Raw genomic sequence first — 15,588 nt, 5'->3', positions numbered from 1 at the left:
TTACCACCAAAAACCAGGAGGACGATCATACTTTTTCGAAATGACTGGCATCCCTGCCCCGCTTTCCGCCACACTAGGACGCAGAGAAACGCATTAAGGATCTAGCATGTCAGACCATGAAAACCTGCTGCTGAAGCTGCGCCAGGAGGCCTCCGGGTACAGCCCCACGCAAAAAAAACTGGGAGAGTTTGTGCTCAACGATCCTGCCCGGGTGCTCTACCTGACGATCACCGAACTGGCACGGGAGAGCCACACCAGTGAAGCCAGCGTGACGCGTCTTTGCCGGACGCTCGGCTGCAAAGGCTATAACGAATTCAAGATGGCACTGGCGCTGGATATCCAGCAGGGCCAGCCTGCACGCGCGGCCGGAGACGATATTGATAACGTGGTCGATGAGTCTGTTCAGGCGTTGCAGGACACCGCCAGGCTGCTCGACAGAGCGCTGCTGGAACAGGCCGCTCAGGCGCTGCATCAGGCACACGCCGTGCAAATTTATGGCGTGGCGGCCAGCGCGATCCTCGGTGAGTATTTGCATTACAAGCTGTTGCGGCTCGGCAAACCCGCGCAGCTGTTTAGCGATATGCATCGTGCTGCCATGAATGCGACAACGCTTTCTGCACAAACGCTGGTGGTCGCCATCTCCAGTTCAGGTTCAACGCGGGATTTACTCCACGTCGTAAAACTTGCACGCAAACGCGGCGTTAAGGTGTTAGCGCTCAGCAATACGCCCCGCAGCCCGCTGGCTTCGCTTAGCGATATACAGCTGGTTGCCGCAAAACCGGAAGGCCCCCTCAGCGCGGGTGCGCTCAATGCTAAAGTTGGCGTAATGTTACTGGTCGAGTTGCTTACCACTTCCCTGATTGCAATTGATGCTCACTACAGTGACGTTAGCCAGCAAACCGCGAGCGCAACCCTTCCCTTATTACTGTAAAACCCTGCGCAGGTTATAAAAAATAGCCTGCGTCTGAGTAAGGTTGATTTTACTTAAGCACGCAGGGCGTTATTAATGATGAAGAATGATGGTGTAACAAATTATTTTATTTATTACATTTTGAATTAGCATGGAAACATGAAAAATAAACATTAAAATCAAAACGTTAAAATAAATTTATTTTAAAATTGAATTTTATCCATTGGGGCAATGTCCAATATCTCCACCTGATTTCCTTACCTTAAAATAAGCTTAAGACGCCGTCAGCGTTGCCATTTTTCTATTTAAATGCCGTTTACTTTTCCCTGCCTACAATCCGCCTCATCAATCATTATGAGACGGTATAGATTAATATGTTATTTATTACAGGCGTAACTGGTTTTCTGGGCGGTGCGGTACTTGAAAAAATACTTACCAGCAATAGTTCAGTAAAATTACTGCTGCTTGCGCGCGCCAGTGACCCGCAACAGGGGCTGGAACGCGTGCGGGACAACATGCGTAAATTCAAGGTTGCAGAGGAGACGCTGGCCGCGTTGAGCGAGGAGAATATCCTTATCGGCGATCTCAGCCAGCCGGAGGGGTTCCTGAACGACCCGCGTCTGGAACAGGTGACGCATGTTCTTAACTGCGCAGCCGTCGCGTCATTTGGTAACAATCCCCTGATCTGGAAAGTGAATGTGGAGGGGACGCTGGCGCTCGCCAGACGCATGAATCAGGTTGCCGGTTTGCAGCGCTTTCTGCATGTGGGAACAGCCATGTCGTGCACGCCGGAGCAGGATTCGCTGGTCGCCGAAAGCGCGGAGTTCAGAGAGAACGCTGAGCATCTGGTGGAATACACGTATTCGAAATCCACCATTGAACAACTGATGCGCCAGCACTGCCCCGACCTGCCGCTGCTCATCGCCCGTCCGTCCATCGTGGTCGGCCATACCCGTCATGGCTGTACGCCGTCGAGCAGTATTTTCTGGGTCTTCAGCATGGGGCTGATGCTGCAAAAATTCATGTGTTCAATGGAAGACAAAATAGATGTTGTCCCGGTGGATTACTGCGCCGATGCGCTGCTGATGCTGCTTAACAGCGCTGCGCAGCCGGGAGAAGTGGTACATATTTCTGCCGGAGAAGAAAACAGCGTGCGCTTTGCGGATATCGATAATGCGATGGCACAGGCGCTGGAGAAAGCCCCGGTCGGTGATAAGTATGCCCAGGTAAGCTACGAAACGCTGGTCAGAATGCGCCGTGAGTTGAAGGATATTTTTGGCCCCTGCAATGAACGTCTGATGCTGAGAGCAATGCGCTTGTACGGGGCCTTTGCCACGCTGAATGTACGTTTCAGCAACGACAAGCTGCTCAGTATGGGCATGCCTAAACCGCCGCGTTTTACGGACTATATTGCCCGCTGCGTACAAACTACCCGGGGGCTAAGCATCCCGGAGCAAATGGCGGTTGATTTCAAATAACCAAAAAAAATGCCAGTCTTTCGACTGGCATGTTTATTTTAAGGCTTAAGCAATTATGCCTGGCCTTTGATCTCTTTACGACCGTTGTATGGTGCTTTTTCGCCCAGCGCTTCTTCGATACGAATCAGCTGGTTGTATTTAGCAACACGGTCAGAACGGCTCATAGAACCGGTTTTGATCTGGCCAGCAGCGGTACCAACAGCCAGGTCAGCGATGGTAGCGTCTTCAGTTTCGCCAGAACGGTGAGAGATAACAGCGGTGTAGCCAGCGTCTTTCGCCATTTTGATCGCTGCCAGAGTTTCGGTCAGAGAACCGATCTGGTTGAATTTGATCAGGATGGAGTTAACGATGCCTTTCTCGATGCCTTCTTTCAGGATCTTGGTGTTGGTTACGAACAGATCGTCACCAACCAGCTGGATTTTGTCGCCCAGTACTTTAGTCTGGTATGCGAAACCATCCCAGTCAGACTCGTCCAGACCGTCTTCGATAGAAACGATTGGGTACTGTTTGGTCAGGTCTTCCAGGAAGTGAGTGAACTCTTCAGAGGTGAACGCTTTGTTGCCTTCGCCAGCCAGAACGTATTTACCGTCTTTGTAGAATTCAGATGCTGCACAGTCCATCGCAAGCGTGATGTCTTTGCCCAGCTCATAGCCAGCGGCTTTTACTGCTTCAGCGATAACAGCCAGTGCTTCTGCGTTAGAACCCAGGTTTGGCGCGTAGCCACCTTCGTCACCCACAGCCGTGTTCATACCTTTCGCTTTCAACACTTTAGCCAGGTTGTGGAACACTTCAGAACCCATACGTACTGCTTCTTTCAGGGTTTTCGCGCCAACTGGCTGAATCATGAATTCCTGAATATCAACGTTGTTGTCTGCGTGCTCACCACCGTTGATGATGTTCATCATTGGTACAGGCATGGAGTATTTGCCTGGGGTGCCGTTCAGTTCAGCGATGTGCTCGAACAGTGGCATACCTTTCGCTGCCGCAGCGGCTTTGGCGTTCGCCAGGGAAACCGCCAGGATTGCGTTCGCACCGAAGTTAGATTTGTTTTCAGTACCGTCCAGATCGATCATGATCTTGTCGATGCCAGCCTGGTCTTTAGCGTCTTTGCCAATGATTGCCTGAGCAATAGGACCGTTTACAGCGCCAACAGCTTTCAGTACGCCTTTGCCCATGAAACGGGATTTGTCGCCATCGCGCAGTTCCAGCGCTTCGCGGGAACCAGTAGAAGCACCTGATGGAGCAGCTGCCATACCGACGAAACCACCTTCCAGATGAACTTCGGCTTCAACGGTCGGGTTACCACGGGAGTCGATGATTTCACGACCGATGACTTTAACGATTTTGGACATTAGATTTTCCTCAGTACAAGTTAAACTAAAACTCCAGACAAACAACGCGTACCGAGGGTACGCGTTGCCGTTCTAACTTTTTTACTTCGCCTGACGCTTCTGATACTCGCTGGCGGCTTTTACGAAACCTGCAAACAGCGGATGCCCGTCACGTGGCGTTGAAGTAAATTCCGGGTGGAATTGGCAGGCGACAAACCACGGGTGGTTTGGCACTTCGATGATCTCGACTAACTGATCATCCCCGGAGCGGCCCGCAACACGCAGACCCGCAGCTTCAATTTGTTTCAACAACATGTTGTTGACTTCATAGCGGTGACGATGACGCTCGGTGATGACCGGTTCGCCGTACAGCTTACGAACCACGCTATCGTCAGACAGCTGGCAGGCCTGTGCGCCAAGACGCATAGTGCCACCCAGATCGCTCTTCTCGGTACGGACTTCGACGTTACCGTCTTCGTCGCGCCATTCAGTGATAAGCGCCACTACAGGGTACTTACAGTCTGGCACAAATTCCGTAGAGTTCGCGTTTTCCATTCCCGCTACGTTGCGCGCAAATTCGATCAGCGCAACCTGCATACCCAGGCAGATGCCGAGGTATGGAATATTGTTTTCACGCGCATAGCGTGCAGTGGCGATCTTGCCTTCTACACCACGGTAGCCGAAGCCGCCAGGGATGAGAATCGCATCCAGATCTTTCAGAATTTCGACGCCACGTGTTTCAACATCCTGCGAATCAATCAGCTTGATGTTCACGGAGACGCGGTTCTTCAGACCACCGTGTTTCAGCGCTTCGATAACGGACTTATAGGCATCCGGCAGTTCGATGTACTTGCCGACCATACCGATAGTCACTTCACCTGCCGGATTGGCTTCTTCATAAATAACCTGTTCCCATTCAGACAGGTTAGCTTCCGGACAGTTCAAGCTGAATCGTTTACAAATATAATCGTCCAGGCCCTGTGATTTCAACAGGCCCGGGATTTTATAAATGGAATCGACATCTTTCATTGAAATAACGGCTTTTTCCGGCACGTTACAGAACAATGCAATTTTCGCACGTTCGTTCGCCGGAACCGCGCGATCGGAGCGGCAAACCAGAATGTCAGGCTGAATACCGATGGAGAGCAGCTCTTTCACGGAGTGCTGAGTCGGTTTGGTTTTCACTTCACCAGCGGCTGCCATGTAAGGCACCAGCGTCAGGTGCATGAACAGCGCGTGTTCACGACCGATATCAACCGCCAGCTGGCGAATCGCTTCCAGGAACGGCAGGGATTCGATATCACCCACGGTACCGCCGATTTCAACCAGCACCACGTCGTGGCCTTCGCCACCCGCAATGATGCGTTCTTTGATAGCGTTAGTGATGTGCGGGATAACCTGAACGGTCGCACCCAGATAATCACCACGGCGCTCTTTACGCAGAACGTCGGAGTAGATACGGCCAGTCGTGAAGTTGTTACGACGGGTCATTTTGGTGCGAATGAAACGCTCGTAGTGGCCAAGATCCAGATCGGTTTCAGCGCCGTCTTCAGTAACGAACACTTCCCCGTGTTGGATTGGGCTCATGGTGCCCGGATCGACGTTGATGTACGGATCCAGTTTCATCATGGTCACATTGAGGCCACGGGCTTCAAGAATGGCTGCGAGGGAGGCTGCGGCAATGCCTTTACCCAGAGAGGATACGACCCCGCCGGTCACAAAAATATAGTTCGTTGTCATGCTGAACCTGAGAAGTTAGGGTGAAACGATGGAATAACCAGGACGGGAAAGTAGTATACCCGAACACGGCGAGCGCCACAAACTTTCATTCTCCGTCTCCATTCCAGGCCATGACAAACATAAGGAGTGAGAAAATAGCCCCTTTTGGGTAAATGTTTTTGACGCAAATCAAGCGCTTGTCATTTAAAAAATCACACAAATTGCGCTTGATCGCAAAATTCCGTTAGAGATCAGATTCCTGGCGTTTTACTTCCTGCCAGACTTCTTCCATTACATCGAGGTCAATTCCGGTCATTTCCAGGCCGCGCGAGGCCACAATGCGCTCGACTTCGCGAAAGCGTCGCTCGAACTTAAGGTTGGCTTTTTGCAGGGCCGTTTCCGCTTTTACACCCAGGTGGCGCGAAAGGTTGACGGTGGCAAACAGCAGATCGCCCACCTCTTCTTCAAGCTTTGCTTCATCCACCACGGCCTGCTGCGCTTCGTGCATCACTTCGTCAATTTCTTCGTGGACTTTATCCAGTACCGGACCAAGCGAGTGCCAGTCAAACCCCACTGCCGAGCAGCGTTTCTGGATCTTATGGGCACGCATCAGGGCGGGCAGGCTCAGCGGGATGTCATCCAGCGCAGAGTGCTGGGATTTCTCAGCCCGCTCGGCGCTTTTAATCTGCTCCCAGCGCGCCAGTACCTCCGCGCTGTTGCCCGCTGTGGCATCGCCAAAGATATGCGGGTGACGACGCTCAAGCTTGTCGCTAATAGCGGCGCAGATATCGTCAAAATTAAAGCTCCCCTCTTCCTGCGCCATCTGCGCGTAGAACACCACCTGGAACAGCAGGTCACCGAGTTCGCCGCGCAGGTCGTCGAAGTCCTCACGTGAAATGGCGTCCAGCACTTCGTAAGTCTCTTCGAGGGTGTACGGGGCGATGGTCGCGAAGGTCTGCTCTTTATCCCACGGGCAGCCGTTTTCCGGGTCGCGCAGGCGTTTCATGATGCCGAGCAGGCGGTCGATTTGAGTCATAGTACTGTCCTGATGAAAAAATGCCGGGTGGCGGCGTTGCCTTACCCGGCTTACAGAAGAGGATGTTTAACCGCCGTGGAGACGACGCGCGTCAATCACATCCGGGACCTGGTTCAGTTTGCCAAGCACGCGGCCCAGCACCTGCAGGTTGTAGATTTCGATGGTCATATCGATAGTGGCAAGCTGCTCGCGGGTATCGCTGCGGCTGGCGACGCCCAGCACGTTGACCTTCTCATTGGCAAGAATGGTCGTAATGTCGCGCAGCAGTCCACTGCGATCGTTGGCGGTGACGCGCACCACCAGCGAGTAGCCGGCAGAGTAGCTTTCACCCCAGACCGCTTCAACGATACGTTCCGGCGCATGCGACTGCAGCTCAGCGAGCTGGTCACAGTCGGAGCGGTGAATCGAAATCCCGCGCCCCTGGGTGATAAAGCCAACGATATCGTCGCCCGGGATAGGCTGGCAGCAACGGGCAATGTGGTGCATCAGATTGCCGACGCCTTCCACCACCACGCGGCCATTGTCTTTGCTGCGCTGCTGCGGGGCGTAGGTTTTTTGCTGCAGCTGTTTCAGCGCCGCCGCATCCTGCTCCGCCGCACTTGGTTTGTTGAACTGCGCCTGCAGGAAATTCACCATCTGATTCAGACGAATATCGCCGCCGCCAATCGCCGCTAACAGCTCATCGAGCTCGTTAAAGTTGTAGCGCGGCAGCAGGAACTTCTCCGCCTCTTTCAGGCTGATGCCAATATGCTCCAGCTCATCATCCAGGATCTGGCGACCAGCAAGGATGTTCTTGTCACGATCCTGTTTACGGAACCAGGCGTGAATTTTGGAGCGTCCGCGGCTGGTGGTGACATACCCGAGGTTCGGGTTCAGCCAGTCGCGGCTCGGGTTTGGCTGCTTCTGGGTGATGATTTCGATCTGATCGCCCATCTGCAGCTGGTAGGTGAACGGTACAATGCGCCCGCCGATTTTCGCGCCAATGCAGCGGTGCCCGACATCGCTGTGGATGTGATAGGCAAAGTCGAGCGGCGTTGACCCGGCCGGCAGGTCCACCACGTCCCCTTTCGGGGTAAAGACGTACACCCGGTCGTCGAAGACCTGGCTGCGCACTTCGTCGAGCATCTCGCCGGAGTCGGCCATCTCTTCCTGCCACGCAATCAGCTTACGCAGCCAGGCAATGCGGTCTTCGTGACCGGTGCGCGCTCCGCCCGAGGTCCCTTCTTTGTATTTCCAGTGCGCGGCGACACCCAGCTCGGCGTCTTCGTGCATCTGTTTGGTACGGATCTGGATTTCAACCGTTTTGCCGCCGGGGCCCAGCACCACGGTATGAATAGACTGGTAGCCGTTAGGTTTCGGGTTGGCGACATAGTCATCGAACTCATCCGGCAGATGGCGGAAGTGCGTGTGCACGATCCCCAGTGCGGCGTAGCAGTCCTGCAGACGCTCCGCCACAATACGCACGGCACGCACGTCGAACAGCTCGTCAAAGGCGAGGTGTTTCTTCTGCATTTTGCGCCAGATGCTATAGATATGCTTTGGCCGACCGTACACTTCGGCGCGGACGTTCTCTTCCTTCATCGACTGGCGCAACCCGCTGACAAATTCTTCAATATAGTGTTCGCGGTCGATACGGCGTTCATGCAGCAGTTTCGCAATGCGCTTATATTCCGCCGGGTGCAGGTAACGGAAGCAGTAGTCTTCCAGCTCCCATTTGAGCTGACCAATCCCTAAGCGGTTCGCCAGCGGCGCATAGATGTTAGTACACTCTTTGGCGGCGAGTACGCGTTCGTCTTCTGGCGCGTCCTTCACTTCTCGCAGGTGAGCGATACGCTCGGCAAGCTTGATCACCACGCAGCGGAAATCATCCACCATGGCCAACAGCATGCGGCGAACGTTATCGACCTGTTCAGAGGAGACGGAATCGGTATGCGCCGCTTTGAGCTGACGAATGGCCGCCATATCGCGTACGCCGTGGATCAGCGCCACGACCGATTTTCCGACGCTTTCGCGCAGCACGTCTTCCGTGACGACGTCCGCATCGGCAAGCGGGAACAGAAGCGCGGCCTGCAACGTTTCGATATCCATATTGAGCATGGATAAGATTTCGACCATCTCCACGCCGCGCCACAGCAGCAGTTCGGCGTCCGGATGCCCCAGCGTGGTGCGCTGACAATAGGCCCAGGTTTCGGTTAAGCGTTCACACGACTGCTGGCTGGAAATTCCCAGACTTGCGATCCATTTTTGAGGGTCAAACTCACCAGCTTTATTAAGATGTGCACTTCTTACCGCAACCATCGTCCTCTCCTTTAGGGACCAGGGCCTGTCGAAGTCGACAAGCCAAACAAATTAGATGTGCTCGAACAACACCATCGATTCCAGATGCCCAGTGTGCGGGAACATGTCCAGCATTGCCAGACGCTGAATCTGGTAACCCGCGCTGAGTAATGCCTCACTATCCCGGGCAAGCGTTGCCGGGTTACAGGAAACGTAGACCACGCGTTTCGGGGCGAGTTTAATTATATGCTGCATCACGCCCGGTGCGCCTGCGCGTGCAGGGTCGAGCAGAATTTTGTCAAAGCCCTGTTTCGCCCAGGGCTGCTGCGTGACATCTTCCTCCAGATTTTGATGAAAGAATGTCACATTTTGCAAGCCGTTCTGTTGCGCGTTCTCCTGGCCTTTTGTCACCAGCGCCTCGACGCCTTCCACCCCCACCACACTTGCCGCTTTACGGGCCAGCGGCAGCGTGAAATTGCCCATGCCGCAGAAGAGATCAAGCACGCGGTCGGTCGGCTGGACATCCAGCCACGTCAGCGCGGTTTCGATCATCTGCTGATTGACGCCGTCATTAACCTGGATGAAATCCCGCGGACTGAACGTTAAGCGTAGTCCGTTTGACGCATACCAGGGCGCTTCACCTGTAACCTGCTCCAGTATCTCGCTTTGTGGGGCGAGAAAAAGCGCCAGCTCGTGGGAATGCGAAAAGCGTTCCAGTTTTTCGCGGTCTTTTTTTGACAGCGGCGCGGTGTGGCGCAGCACCATCAGCGGACCATTGTTTGCCAGGACCAGTTCCACGTGACCGAGGTGGCGAACATTGTCCAGCCCGGACAGACATGCGTGCACCGCCGGGAGCAACGCCTCAAGACGGGGCACCAAAATGGGGCACTGCCTGATATCGACGATATCGCTGGAGCCCGCTTTGCGAAATCCCATCTCCAGCCGCTCGTTTTTGGGCTGATAGCTGAGACTCAGCCGCGCGCGACGACGATAGCCCCAGGGTTGGTCGTCAATGATGTCGTCAACGTCATGCCTGAGCAGGCGTGCCAGGGCGTGACTCTTACTTTTTTGCTGTAAAACTACGCTGGCATGTTGTTGCTGGCAGCCTCCGCAGACGCCAAAATGCGGGCACCGGGGCTCTGTGCGCTCCGGGCTGGTGGTCAGACGGCGCGATACTTTCCCGCGTGCGTACTGGCGTTTATCTTCCGTCAGCGTAATTTCTGCTCGTTCTGTGGGCAGCAAACCTGTTATAAACAGTGTCTTACCATTGTGGCGCGCCACTCCCTGACCAAAAGGATCAAGGTCCGTGGCTTCGACAGTAATGATCTGACGCGTCGTCACGCGTCGCTTTGCAGAGTAGAATTGCGCCATCGCCGGGAATTTTCTCAAATATACATAATTATCTTAATTGTCCCATAACGGAACGCCATGACCAACTACAGCCTGCGCGCGCGCATGATGATTTTGATCCTCGCCCCCACCGTTCTCATCGGTTTGCTGCTGAGTATCTTCTTCGTTGTGCACCGCTATAACGACCTGCAGCGACAGCTGGAAGATGCCGGAGCCAGCATCATCGAACCGCTGGCCGTGTCCAGCGAATACGGGATGAACCTGCAAAACCGCGAATCGATTGGTCAGTTAATCAGTGTGTTGCATCGCCGCCACTCGGATATTGTGCGTGCGATCTCCGTCTATGACGAGCATAACCGCCTGTTCGTCACCTCTAATTTTCATCTTGACCCGGCAGCATTAAAAATTCCTGACGGTACGCCATTCCCGCGCCACCTCACGGTGATGCGACGCGGCGATATTATGATCCTGCGCACGCCGATTATTTCGGAGAGTTATTCGCCGGATGAGTCCGCGCAATCCGACGCCAAGTCCAGCAGCAATATGCTCGGATATGTGGCGCTGGAGCTGGATCTCAAGTCGGTGCGGCTGCAGCAGTACAAAGAAATTTTTATCTCCGGCGTGATGATGCTGTTCTGTATCGGTATTGCGCTTATCTTTGGCTGGCGCCTGATGCGCGATGTGACCGGGCCCATCCGCAACATGGTCAACACCGTTGACCGCATCCGCCGGGGCCAGCTCGATAGCCGCGTGGAAGGGTTTATGCTGGGCGAGCTGGACATGCTGAAAAACGGCATTAACTCGATGGCGATGTCGCTGGCGGCCTATCACGAAGAGATGCAGCATAACGTGGATCAGGCCACCTCGGATCTGCGCGAAACGCTGGAGCAGATGGAGATCCAGAACGTCGAGCTGGATCTGGCGAAAAAGCGGGCCCAGGAAGCGGCGCGAATTAAATCGGAGTTCCTTGCCAATATGTCGCACGAGCTGCGTACGCCCCTCAATGGCGTGATTGGCTTTACCCGTCTGACGCTGAAAAGCGAGCTTAACCCCACCCAGCGCGATCACCTGCACACCATTGAACGCTCGGCCAACAATCTGCTGGCTATCATTAATGATGTGCTGGACTTCTCCAAGCTGGAAGCCGGCAAGCTGATTCTGGAGAGTATTCCGTTCCCGCTGCGCAGTACGCTTGATGAGGTGGTCACGCTGCTGGCGCACTCGTCGCATGACAAAGGGCTTGAGCTGACGCTGAACATTAAAAACGACGTGCCGGATAACGTCATCGGCGATCCGCTGCGCCTGCAGCAGGTCATCACCAATCTTGTCGGTAATGCCATCAAATTTACCGAAAGCGGCAATATCGACATTCTGGTGGAAAAACGCTCCATCAGTAATAACAAGGTCCAGATTGAAGTACAGATCCGCGATACCGGCATCGGCATTCCCGAGCGGGATCAATCCCGTCTGTTCCAGGCGTTTCGTCAGGCGGATGCGAGTATTTCACGGCGTCACGGTGGTACGGGCCTGGGCCTGGTTATCACGCAAAAACTGGTTAAAGAGATGGGCGGTGATATCTCTTTCCACAGCCAGCCAAACCGGGGGTCGACGTTCTGGTTCCATATCAACCTGGATCTCAACCCGAACGTGCTGACGGACGGTCCGGTGACGGATTGCCTGAAAGGCAAGCGCCTCGCTTACGTGGAGCCAAATGCCGCGGCAGCCCAGTGCACGCTGGATATCTTAAGCACCACGCCGCTGGAGGTGGTCTACAGCCCGACCTTCTCTGCATTGACCGTTGAGCATTACGACATCCTGCTGATGGGGATCCCGGTGACGTTTACCGGCGAACTCACGATGCAGCAGGAACGGCTGGCGAAAGCCGCGTCGATGACCGATTACCTGCTGCTGGCGCTGCCGTGCCATGCCCAGATCAATGCCGAAGAGTTGAAAAATGACGGGGCGGCTGCCTGTCTGCTTAAACCCCTCACCGCCACACGTCTGCTACCCGCACTGACGGCATATTGCCGCCTGAATCAACATGCCGTGGCGCTGGAGAATGATGAACAGAGGCTGCCGATGAGCGTCATGGCGGTGGATGATAACCCGGCAAACCTGAAGCTGATTGGCGTGCTGCTTGAGGATCAGGTCCAGCATGTTGAGCTGTGCACCAACGGTGCTGAGGCGGTTGAACAGGCTAAACAGATGCAGTTCGATTTAATCCTGATGGATATCCAGATGCCCGGGATGGATGGCATTCGCGCCTGCGAGTTAATCCGTCAGCTTCCTCATCAGCAGCAAACGCCTGTCATTGCCGTGACAGCGCACGCCATGGCCGGTCAGAAAGAGAAGCTGCTCAGCGCCGGAATGAACGATTATCTGGCGAAACCTATCGACGAAGAGAAACTGCATAACCTGCTGTTGCGCTACAAACCGGGACATATCGGCGGAACGTACACCTTATCAGCCGAGCCGGTTGAGATAAGTGTGAATCAGAACGCCACCTTCGACTGGCAGCTGGCGTTACGCCAGGCGGCGGGTAAGCCCGATTTAGCCCGTGAAATGCTCCAGATGCTGGTCGCATTCCTGCCGGAAATTCGTAATAAGGTTGAAGAACAGCTGGTGGGTGAAAACCCGGAGGATCTGCTGGAGGCTATCCATAAGCTGCACGGTAGCTGCGGTTACAGCGGCGTGCCACGGCTCAAAAATCTCTGCCAGCTGCTGGAACAGCAGCTACGCGCAGGGACTTCAGAATCTGAACTGGAACCGGAGTTCCTGGAATTGCTGGATGAGATGGATAACGTAACGCGGGAAGCGATGAAAGTGTTAGGAAACTGAGGTATAAGCCCGGTTGCGCTACGCTTACCGGGCCTGCACCCTCACCCCGCCCGTCTCCCACAGGGAGAGGGAGAACTACATCCCCTGCCCGACTTTCAGCACCGCCGCGATATTCCTTGCGGTCATCCTGACGTTCTCGCTGGCATTTTCCAGCGCATCTTCCAGCGAGCAGATGGTGTAAATCACGCTAAACACCGCATCAATACCATGATCGTGTACCACGCCAACGTCCGCCGTCAGGCTACCTGCAATGCCGATGACGGGTTTGTTAAAGCGTTTCGCTACTTTCGCCACGCCCACCGGGACTTTACCGTGGATCGTCTGGCTGTCGATGCGACCTTCTCCCGTGATCACCAAATCCGCATCGGCCACCTGGTCGGCCAGGTGTAGCGCATCGGTCACGATCTCAATGCCCTGGCGCAACTGCGCGCCGCAAAAGGCGTACAGCGCGGCCCCCATGCCACCCGCCGCGCCGCCGCCAGCAAGGTTCAGCACATCGATATCCAGATCCCGGGCAATCACTCTCGCATACTGTGCAAGCGCGTTGTCCAGGGTAACGATCATCTCGGAGGTAGCCCCCTTTTGCGGACCAAATACGGCTGATGCGCCATCCTTTCCGGTGAGCGGATTCGTCACATCACACGCGACTTCTATCCGGCACTCCGCCAGACGTTTGTCCAGCCCGCCAAGGTCGATACGGGCAAGTTTCCCCAGCTCGCTCCCGCCCTGTCCAAGGGGTTGTCCACTGGCATCCAGCAGTTTTGCCCCCAGCGCCTGCACCATGCCCGCACCGCCGTCGTTGGTCGCGCTGCCGCCAATGCCAATAATGATGTGTTTAACCCCGGCATCCAGCGCATGGCGGATCAGTTCTCCGGTTCCCCAGGAGGTGGTTTTCAGAGGATTGCGTTGCGAAGGGACGACCAGTTCCAGGCCGCTTGCGGCCGCCATTTCAATAAATGCGCTCTGCTCATCACCGGATAGCCCATAAAATCCTTCCACACGCTCGCCCAACGGGCCGGTCACCGGGACATGCACGATTCGCCCTTGTGTTGCGGCGACCATGGCTTCTACGGTCCCCTCCCCACCATCCGCGACCGGTAGTTTGACGTAAGTCGCCTCGGGAAAGATCTCGCGAAAACCACGCTCTATGGCCGTCGCGACCTCAAGTGCACTCAAACTTTCCTTATACGAGTCCGGTGCGATAACAATTTTCATAAGCCATCCTTACGCAAATTCACTACTTTAAGCATACACCCACCGGGCTCCCGAAAATGCCGACTCCCGCAGGAACCGGCACGTCGCTTAACGCACCATGCAGGGGCGTTTGTTGTTAAAGGTCCATTCCGGAATTAAGTATTGCATCGCCATCGCGTCATCGCGCGCACCCAGCCCGTGTTTCTGGTACAGCTCGTGGGCTTTCATCACCTGATCCATATCCAGCTCTACGCCCAGACCCGGTGTCGACGGAACCTGCACCATGCCCCCTTTGATTTCAAACGGCTCTTTTGTCAGGCGCTGATTGCCTTCCTGCCAGATCCAGTGGGTATCGATCGCGGTAATCGTGCCCGGCGCGGCGGCTGCCACGTGGGTGAACATCGCCAGCGAGATATCGAAGTGGTTGTTGGAGTGCGAGCCCCAGGTCAGGCCAAACTCATGACACATCTGCGCCACGCGTACTGAACCCTGCATCGTCCAGAAATGCGGGTCAGCCAGCGGGATATCCACGGACTGCAGGGACAAGGTGTGCCCCATCTGACGCCAGTCGGTGGCGATCATATTGGTCGCGGTAGGCAAACCGGTGGCGCGGCGGAACTCCGCCATCACTTCACGACCCGAGAAGCCTTGTTCAGCCCCGCACGGATCCTCCGCGTAGGCCAGCACGCCTTTCAGCTGCTTGCCGATGGCGATCGCTTCATCAAGCGACCAGGCCCCGTTCGGATCCAGCGTCACGCGCGCCTGCGGGAAACGTTTAGCCAGGGCGGAGATAGCTTCCGCCTCTTCTTCCCCGGCCAGCACCCCACCCTTCAGTTTGAAATCATTAAAACCATACTTTTCATACGCGGCTTCCGCCAGGCGCACCACCGCATCCGGCGTCATCGCTTCATCGTGGCGGAGCCGGTACCAGTCACATTTCTCGTCCGGCTGGCTCTGGTACGGCAACGGCGTCAGATTGCGGTCACCCACAAAGAACAGATAGCCCAACATTTCCACTTCACTGCGTTGCTGCCCCTCACCCAGCAGGGAAGCAACGTTAACCCCCAGATGTTGGCCTAACAGATCCAGCATGGCGGCTTCGATGCCGGTCACCACGTGGATGGTGGTGCGCAGATCGAACGTTTGCAGCCCGCGGCCACCCGCATCGCGATCGGCAAAGGTATTCCGCACGCTATTTAAGACGTTTTTATATTCGCCCAGCGTTTTTCCCACCACCAGCGGGATGGCGTCTTCAAGCGTTTTGCGGATTTTCTCACCGCCCGGGATTTCCCCCACGCCGGTATGCCCGGCATTATCTTTGATAATGACAATATTGCGGGTGAAGAACGGTGCATGCGCCCCGCTCAGGTTCATCAGCATGCTGTCATGACCGGCAACCGGAATGATCTGCATGGAAGTAACAACAGGGGTGGTCAACGTGCTCATGGTGCAATC

At 55.2% G+C, this 15,588-nt stretch carries 10 protein-coding genes; 3 read left to right on the top strand and 7 right to left on the bottom strand.

What is annotated here, in order from left to right; all coding sequences use genetic code 11:
* Positions 1–106 precede the first annotated feature (106 nt).
* Positions 107–931 carry a MurR/RpiR family transcriptional regulator gene (locus ACTJJI_RS17960; protein ID WP_046889028.1) on the top strand — a complete coding sequence of 275 codons (825 nt, stop codon included), beginning with the start codon at positions 107–109 and terminating at the stop codon, positions 929–931.
* Positions 932–1,278: 347 nt separating this feature from the next.
* Positions 1,279–2,388 carry an SDR family oxidoreductase gene (locus ACTJJI_RS17955; protein WP_043951689.1) on the top strand — a complete coding sequence of 370 codons (1,110 nt, stop codon included), beginning with the start codon at positions 1,279–1,281 and terminating at the stop codon, positions 2,386–2,388.
* A gap of 53 nt (positions 2,389–2,441) precedes the next feature.
* Here the strand turns inward: ACTJJI_RS17955 and eno are convergent, their stop codons facing one another.
* The 5 genes from eno to rlmD all read right to left on the bottom strand — a co-directional run bounded on the left by eno (position 2,442) and on the right by rlmD (position 10,122).
* Positions 2,442–3,740, bottom strand: coding sequence for a phosphopyruvate hydratase (eno, locus tag ACTJJI_RS17950; protein WP_013098515.1), 1,299 nt, complete (start codon positions 3,738–3,740; stop codon positions 2,442–2,444).
* Between the two features lie 81 nt (positions 3,741–3,821).
* Positions 3,822–5,459: a glutamine hydrolyzing CTP synthase gene (pyrG, locus tag ACTJJI_RS17945; RefSeq protein WP_013098516.1), complete on the bottom strand. Its 1,638-nt coding sequence runs from the start codon at positions 5,457–5,459 to the stop codon at positions 3,822–3,824.
* Positions 5,460–5,682: 223 nt separating this feature from the next.
* The gene (mazG, locus tag ACTJJI_RS17940; RefSeq protein WP_440655049.1) at positions 5,683–6,474 is read right to left on the bottom strand and encodes a nucleoside triphosphate pyrophosphohydrolase; all 792 of its coding nucleotides are present in this window, start codon (positions 6,472–6,474) and stop codon (positions 5,683–5,685) included.
* A gap of 66 nt (positions 6,475–6,540) precedes the next feature.
* Positions 6,541–8,772, bottom strand: coding sequence for a GTP diphosphokinase (gene relA / locus ACTJJI_RS17935; protein ID WP_013098518.1), 2,232 nt, complete (start codon positions 8,770–8,772; stop codon positions 6,541–6,543).
* 51 nt (positions 8,773–8,823) lie between these two features.
* Positions 8,824–10,122 (bottom strand): 23S rRNA (uracil(1939)-C(5))-methyltransferase RlmD, encoded by a 1,299-nt coding sequence (gene rlmD / locus ACTJJI_RS17930; protein WP_050860309.1) that lies wholly within the window; start codon positions 10,120–10,122, stop codon positions 8,824–8,826.
* Between the two features lie 57 nt (positions 10,123–10,179).
* Between rlmD and barA the strand changes: the two genes are divergently transcribed.
* A complete protein-coding gene (gene barA / locus ACTJJI_RS17925; RefSeq protein WP_047361414.1) occupies positions 10,180–12,939 on the top strand; it encodes a two-component sensor histidine kinase BarA in 2,760 nt (919 codons plus the stop codon).
* A 75-nt stretch (positions 12,940–13,014) separates the two neighbouring features.
* On the opposite strand, the gene ACTJJI_RS17920 is transcribed toward barA, so the two are convergent.
* Positions 13,015–14,154 (bottom strand): glycerate kinase, encoded by a 1,140-nt coding sequence (locus ACTJJI_RS17920; RefSeq protein ID WP_050860310.1) that lies wholly within the window; start codon positions 14,152–14,154, stop codon positions 13,015–13,017.
* Positions 14,155–14,241: 87 nt separating this feature from the next.
* On the bottom strand, positions 14,242–15,579 hold the full coding sequence (gudD, locus tag ACTJJI_RS17915; protein ID WP_440655045.1) for a glucarate dehydratase: 1,338 nt from the start codon (positions 15,577–15,579) through the stop codon (positions 14,242–14,244).
* Positions 15,580–15,588 lie beyond the last annotated feature (9 nt).

Source organism: Enterobacter sp. 22466 (genome assembly GCF_052044775.1).
Classification (GTDB): Bacteria; Pseudomonadota; Gammaproteobacteria; order Enterobacterales; family Enterobacteriaceae; genus Enterobacter; species Enterobacter dissolvens.
The sequence above is the reverse complement of the archived record's forward strand: the minus strand, read 5'-3'. Positions and strand labels throughout refer to the sequence as shown.

What these genes read in the sequence shown, in the direction of transcription:
- ACTJJI_RS17960 (WP_046889028.1), top strand. Translation starts at nt 107, where the DNA reads ATGTCAGACCATGAAAACCTGCTGCTGAAGCTGCGCCAGGAGGCCTCC.
- eno (WP_013098515.1), bottom strand. Translation starts at nt 3,740, where the DNA reads ATGTCCAAAATCGTTAAAGTCATCGGTCGTGAAATCATCGACTCCCGT.
- pyrG (WP_013098516.1), bottom strand. Translation starts at nt 5,459, where the DNA reads ATGACAACGAACTATATTTTTGTGACCGGCGGGGTCGTATCCTCTCTG.
- mazG (WP_440655049.1), bottom strand. Translation starts at nt 6,474, where the DNA reads ATGACTCAAATCGACCGCCTGCTCGGCATCATGAAACGCCTGCGCGAC.
- relA (WP_013098518.1), bottom strand. Translation starts at nt 8,772, where the DNA reads ATGGTTGCGGTAAGAAGTGCACATCTTAATAAAGCTGGTGAGTTTGAC.
- rlmD (WP_050860309.1), bottom strand. Translation starts at nt 10,122, where the DNA reads ATGGCGCAATTCTACTCTGCAAAGCGACGCGTGACGACGCGTCAGATC.
- barA (WP_047361414.1), top strand. Translation starts at nt 10,180, where the DNA reads ATGACCAACTACAGCCTGCGCGCGCGCATGATGATTTTGATCCTCGCC.
- ACTJJI_RS17920 (WP_050860310.1), bottom strand. Translation starts at nt 14,154, where the DNA reads ATGAAAATTGTTATCGCACCGGACTCGTATAAGGAAAGTTTGAGTGCA.
- gudD (WP_440655045.1), bottom strand. Translation starts at nt 15,579, where the DNA reads ATGAGCACGTTGACCACCCCTGTTGTTACTTCCATGCAGATCATTCCG.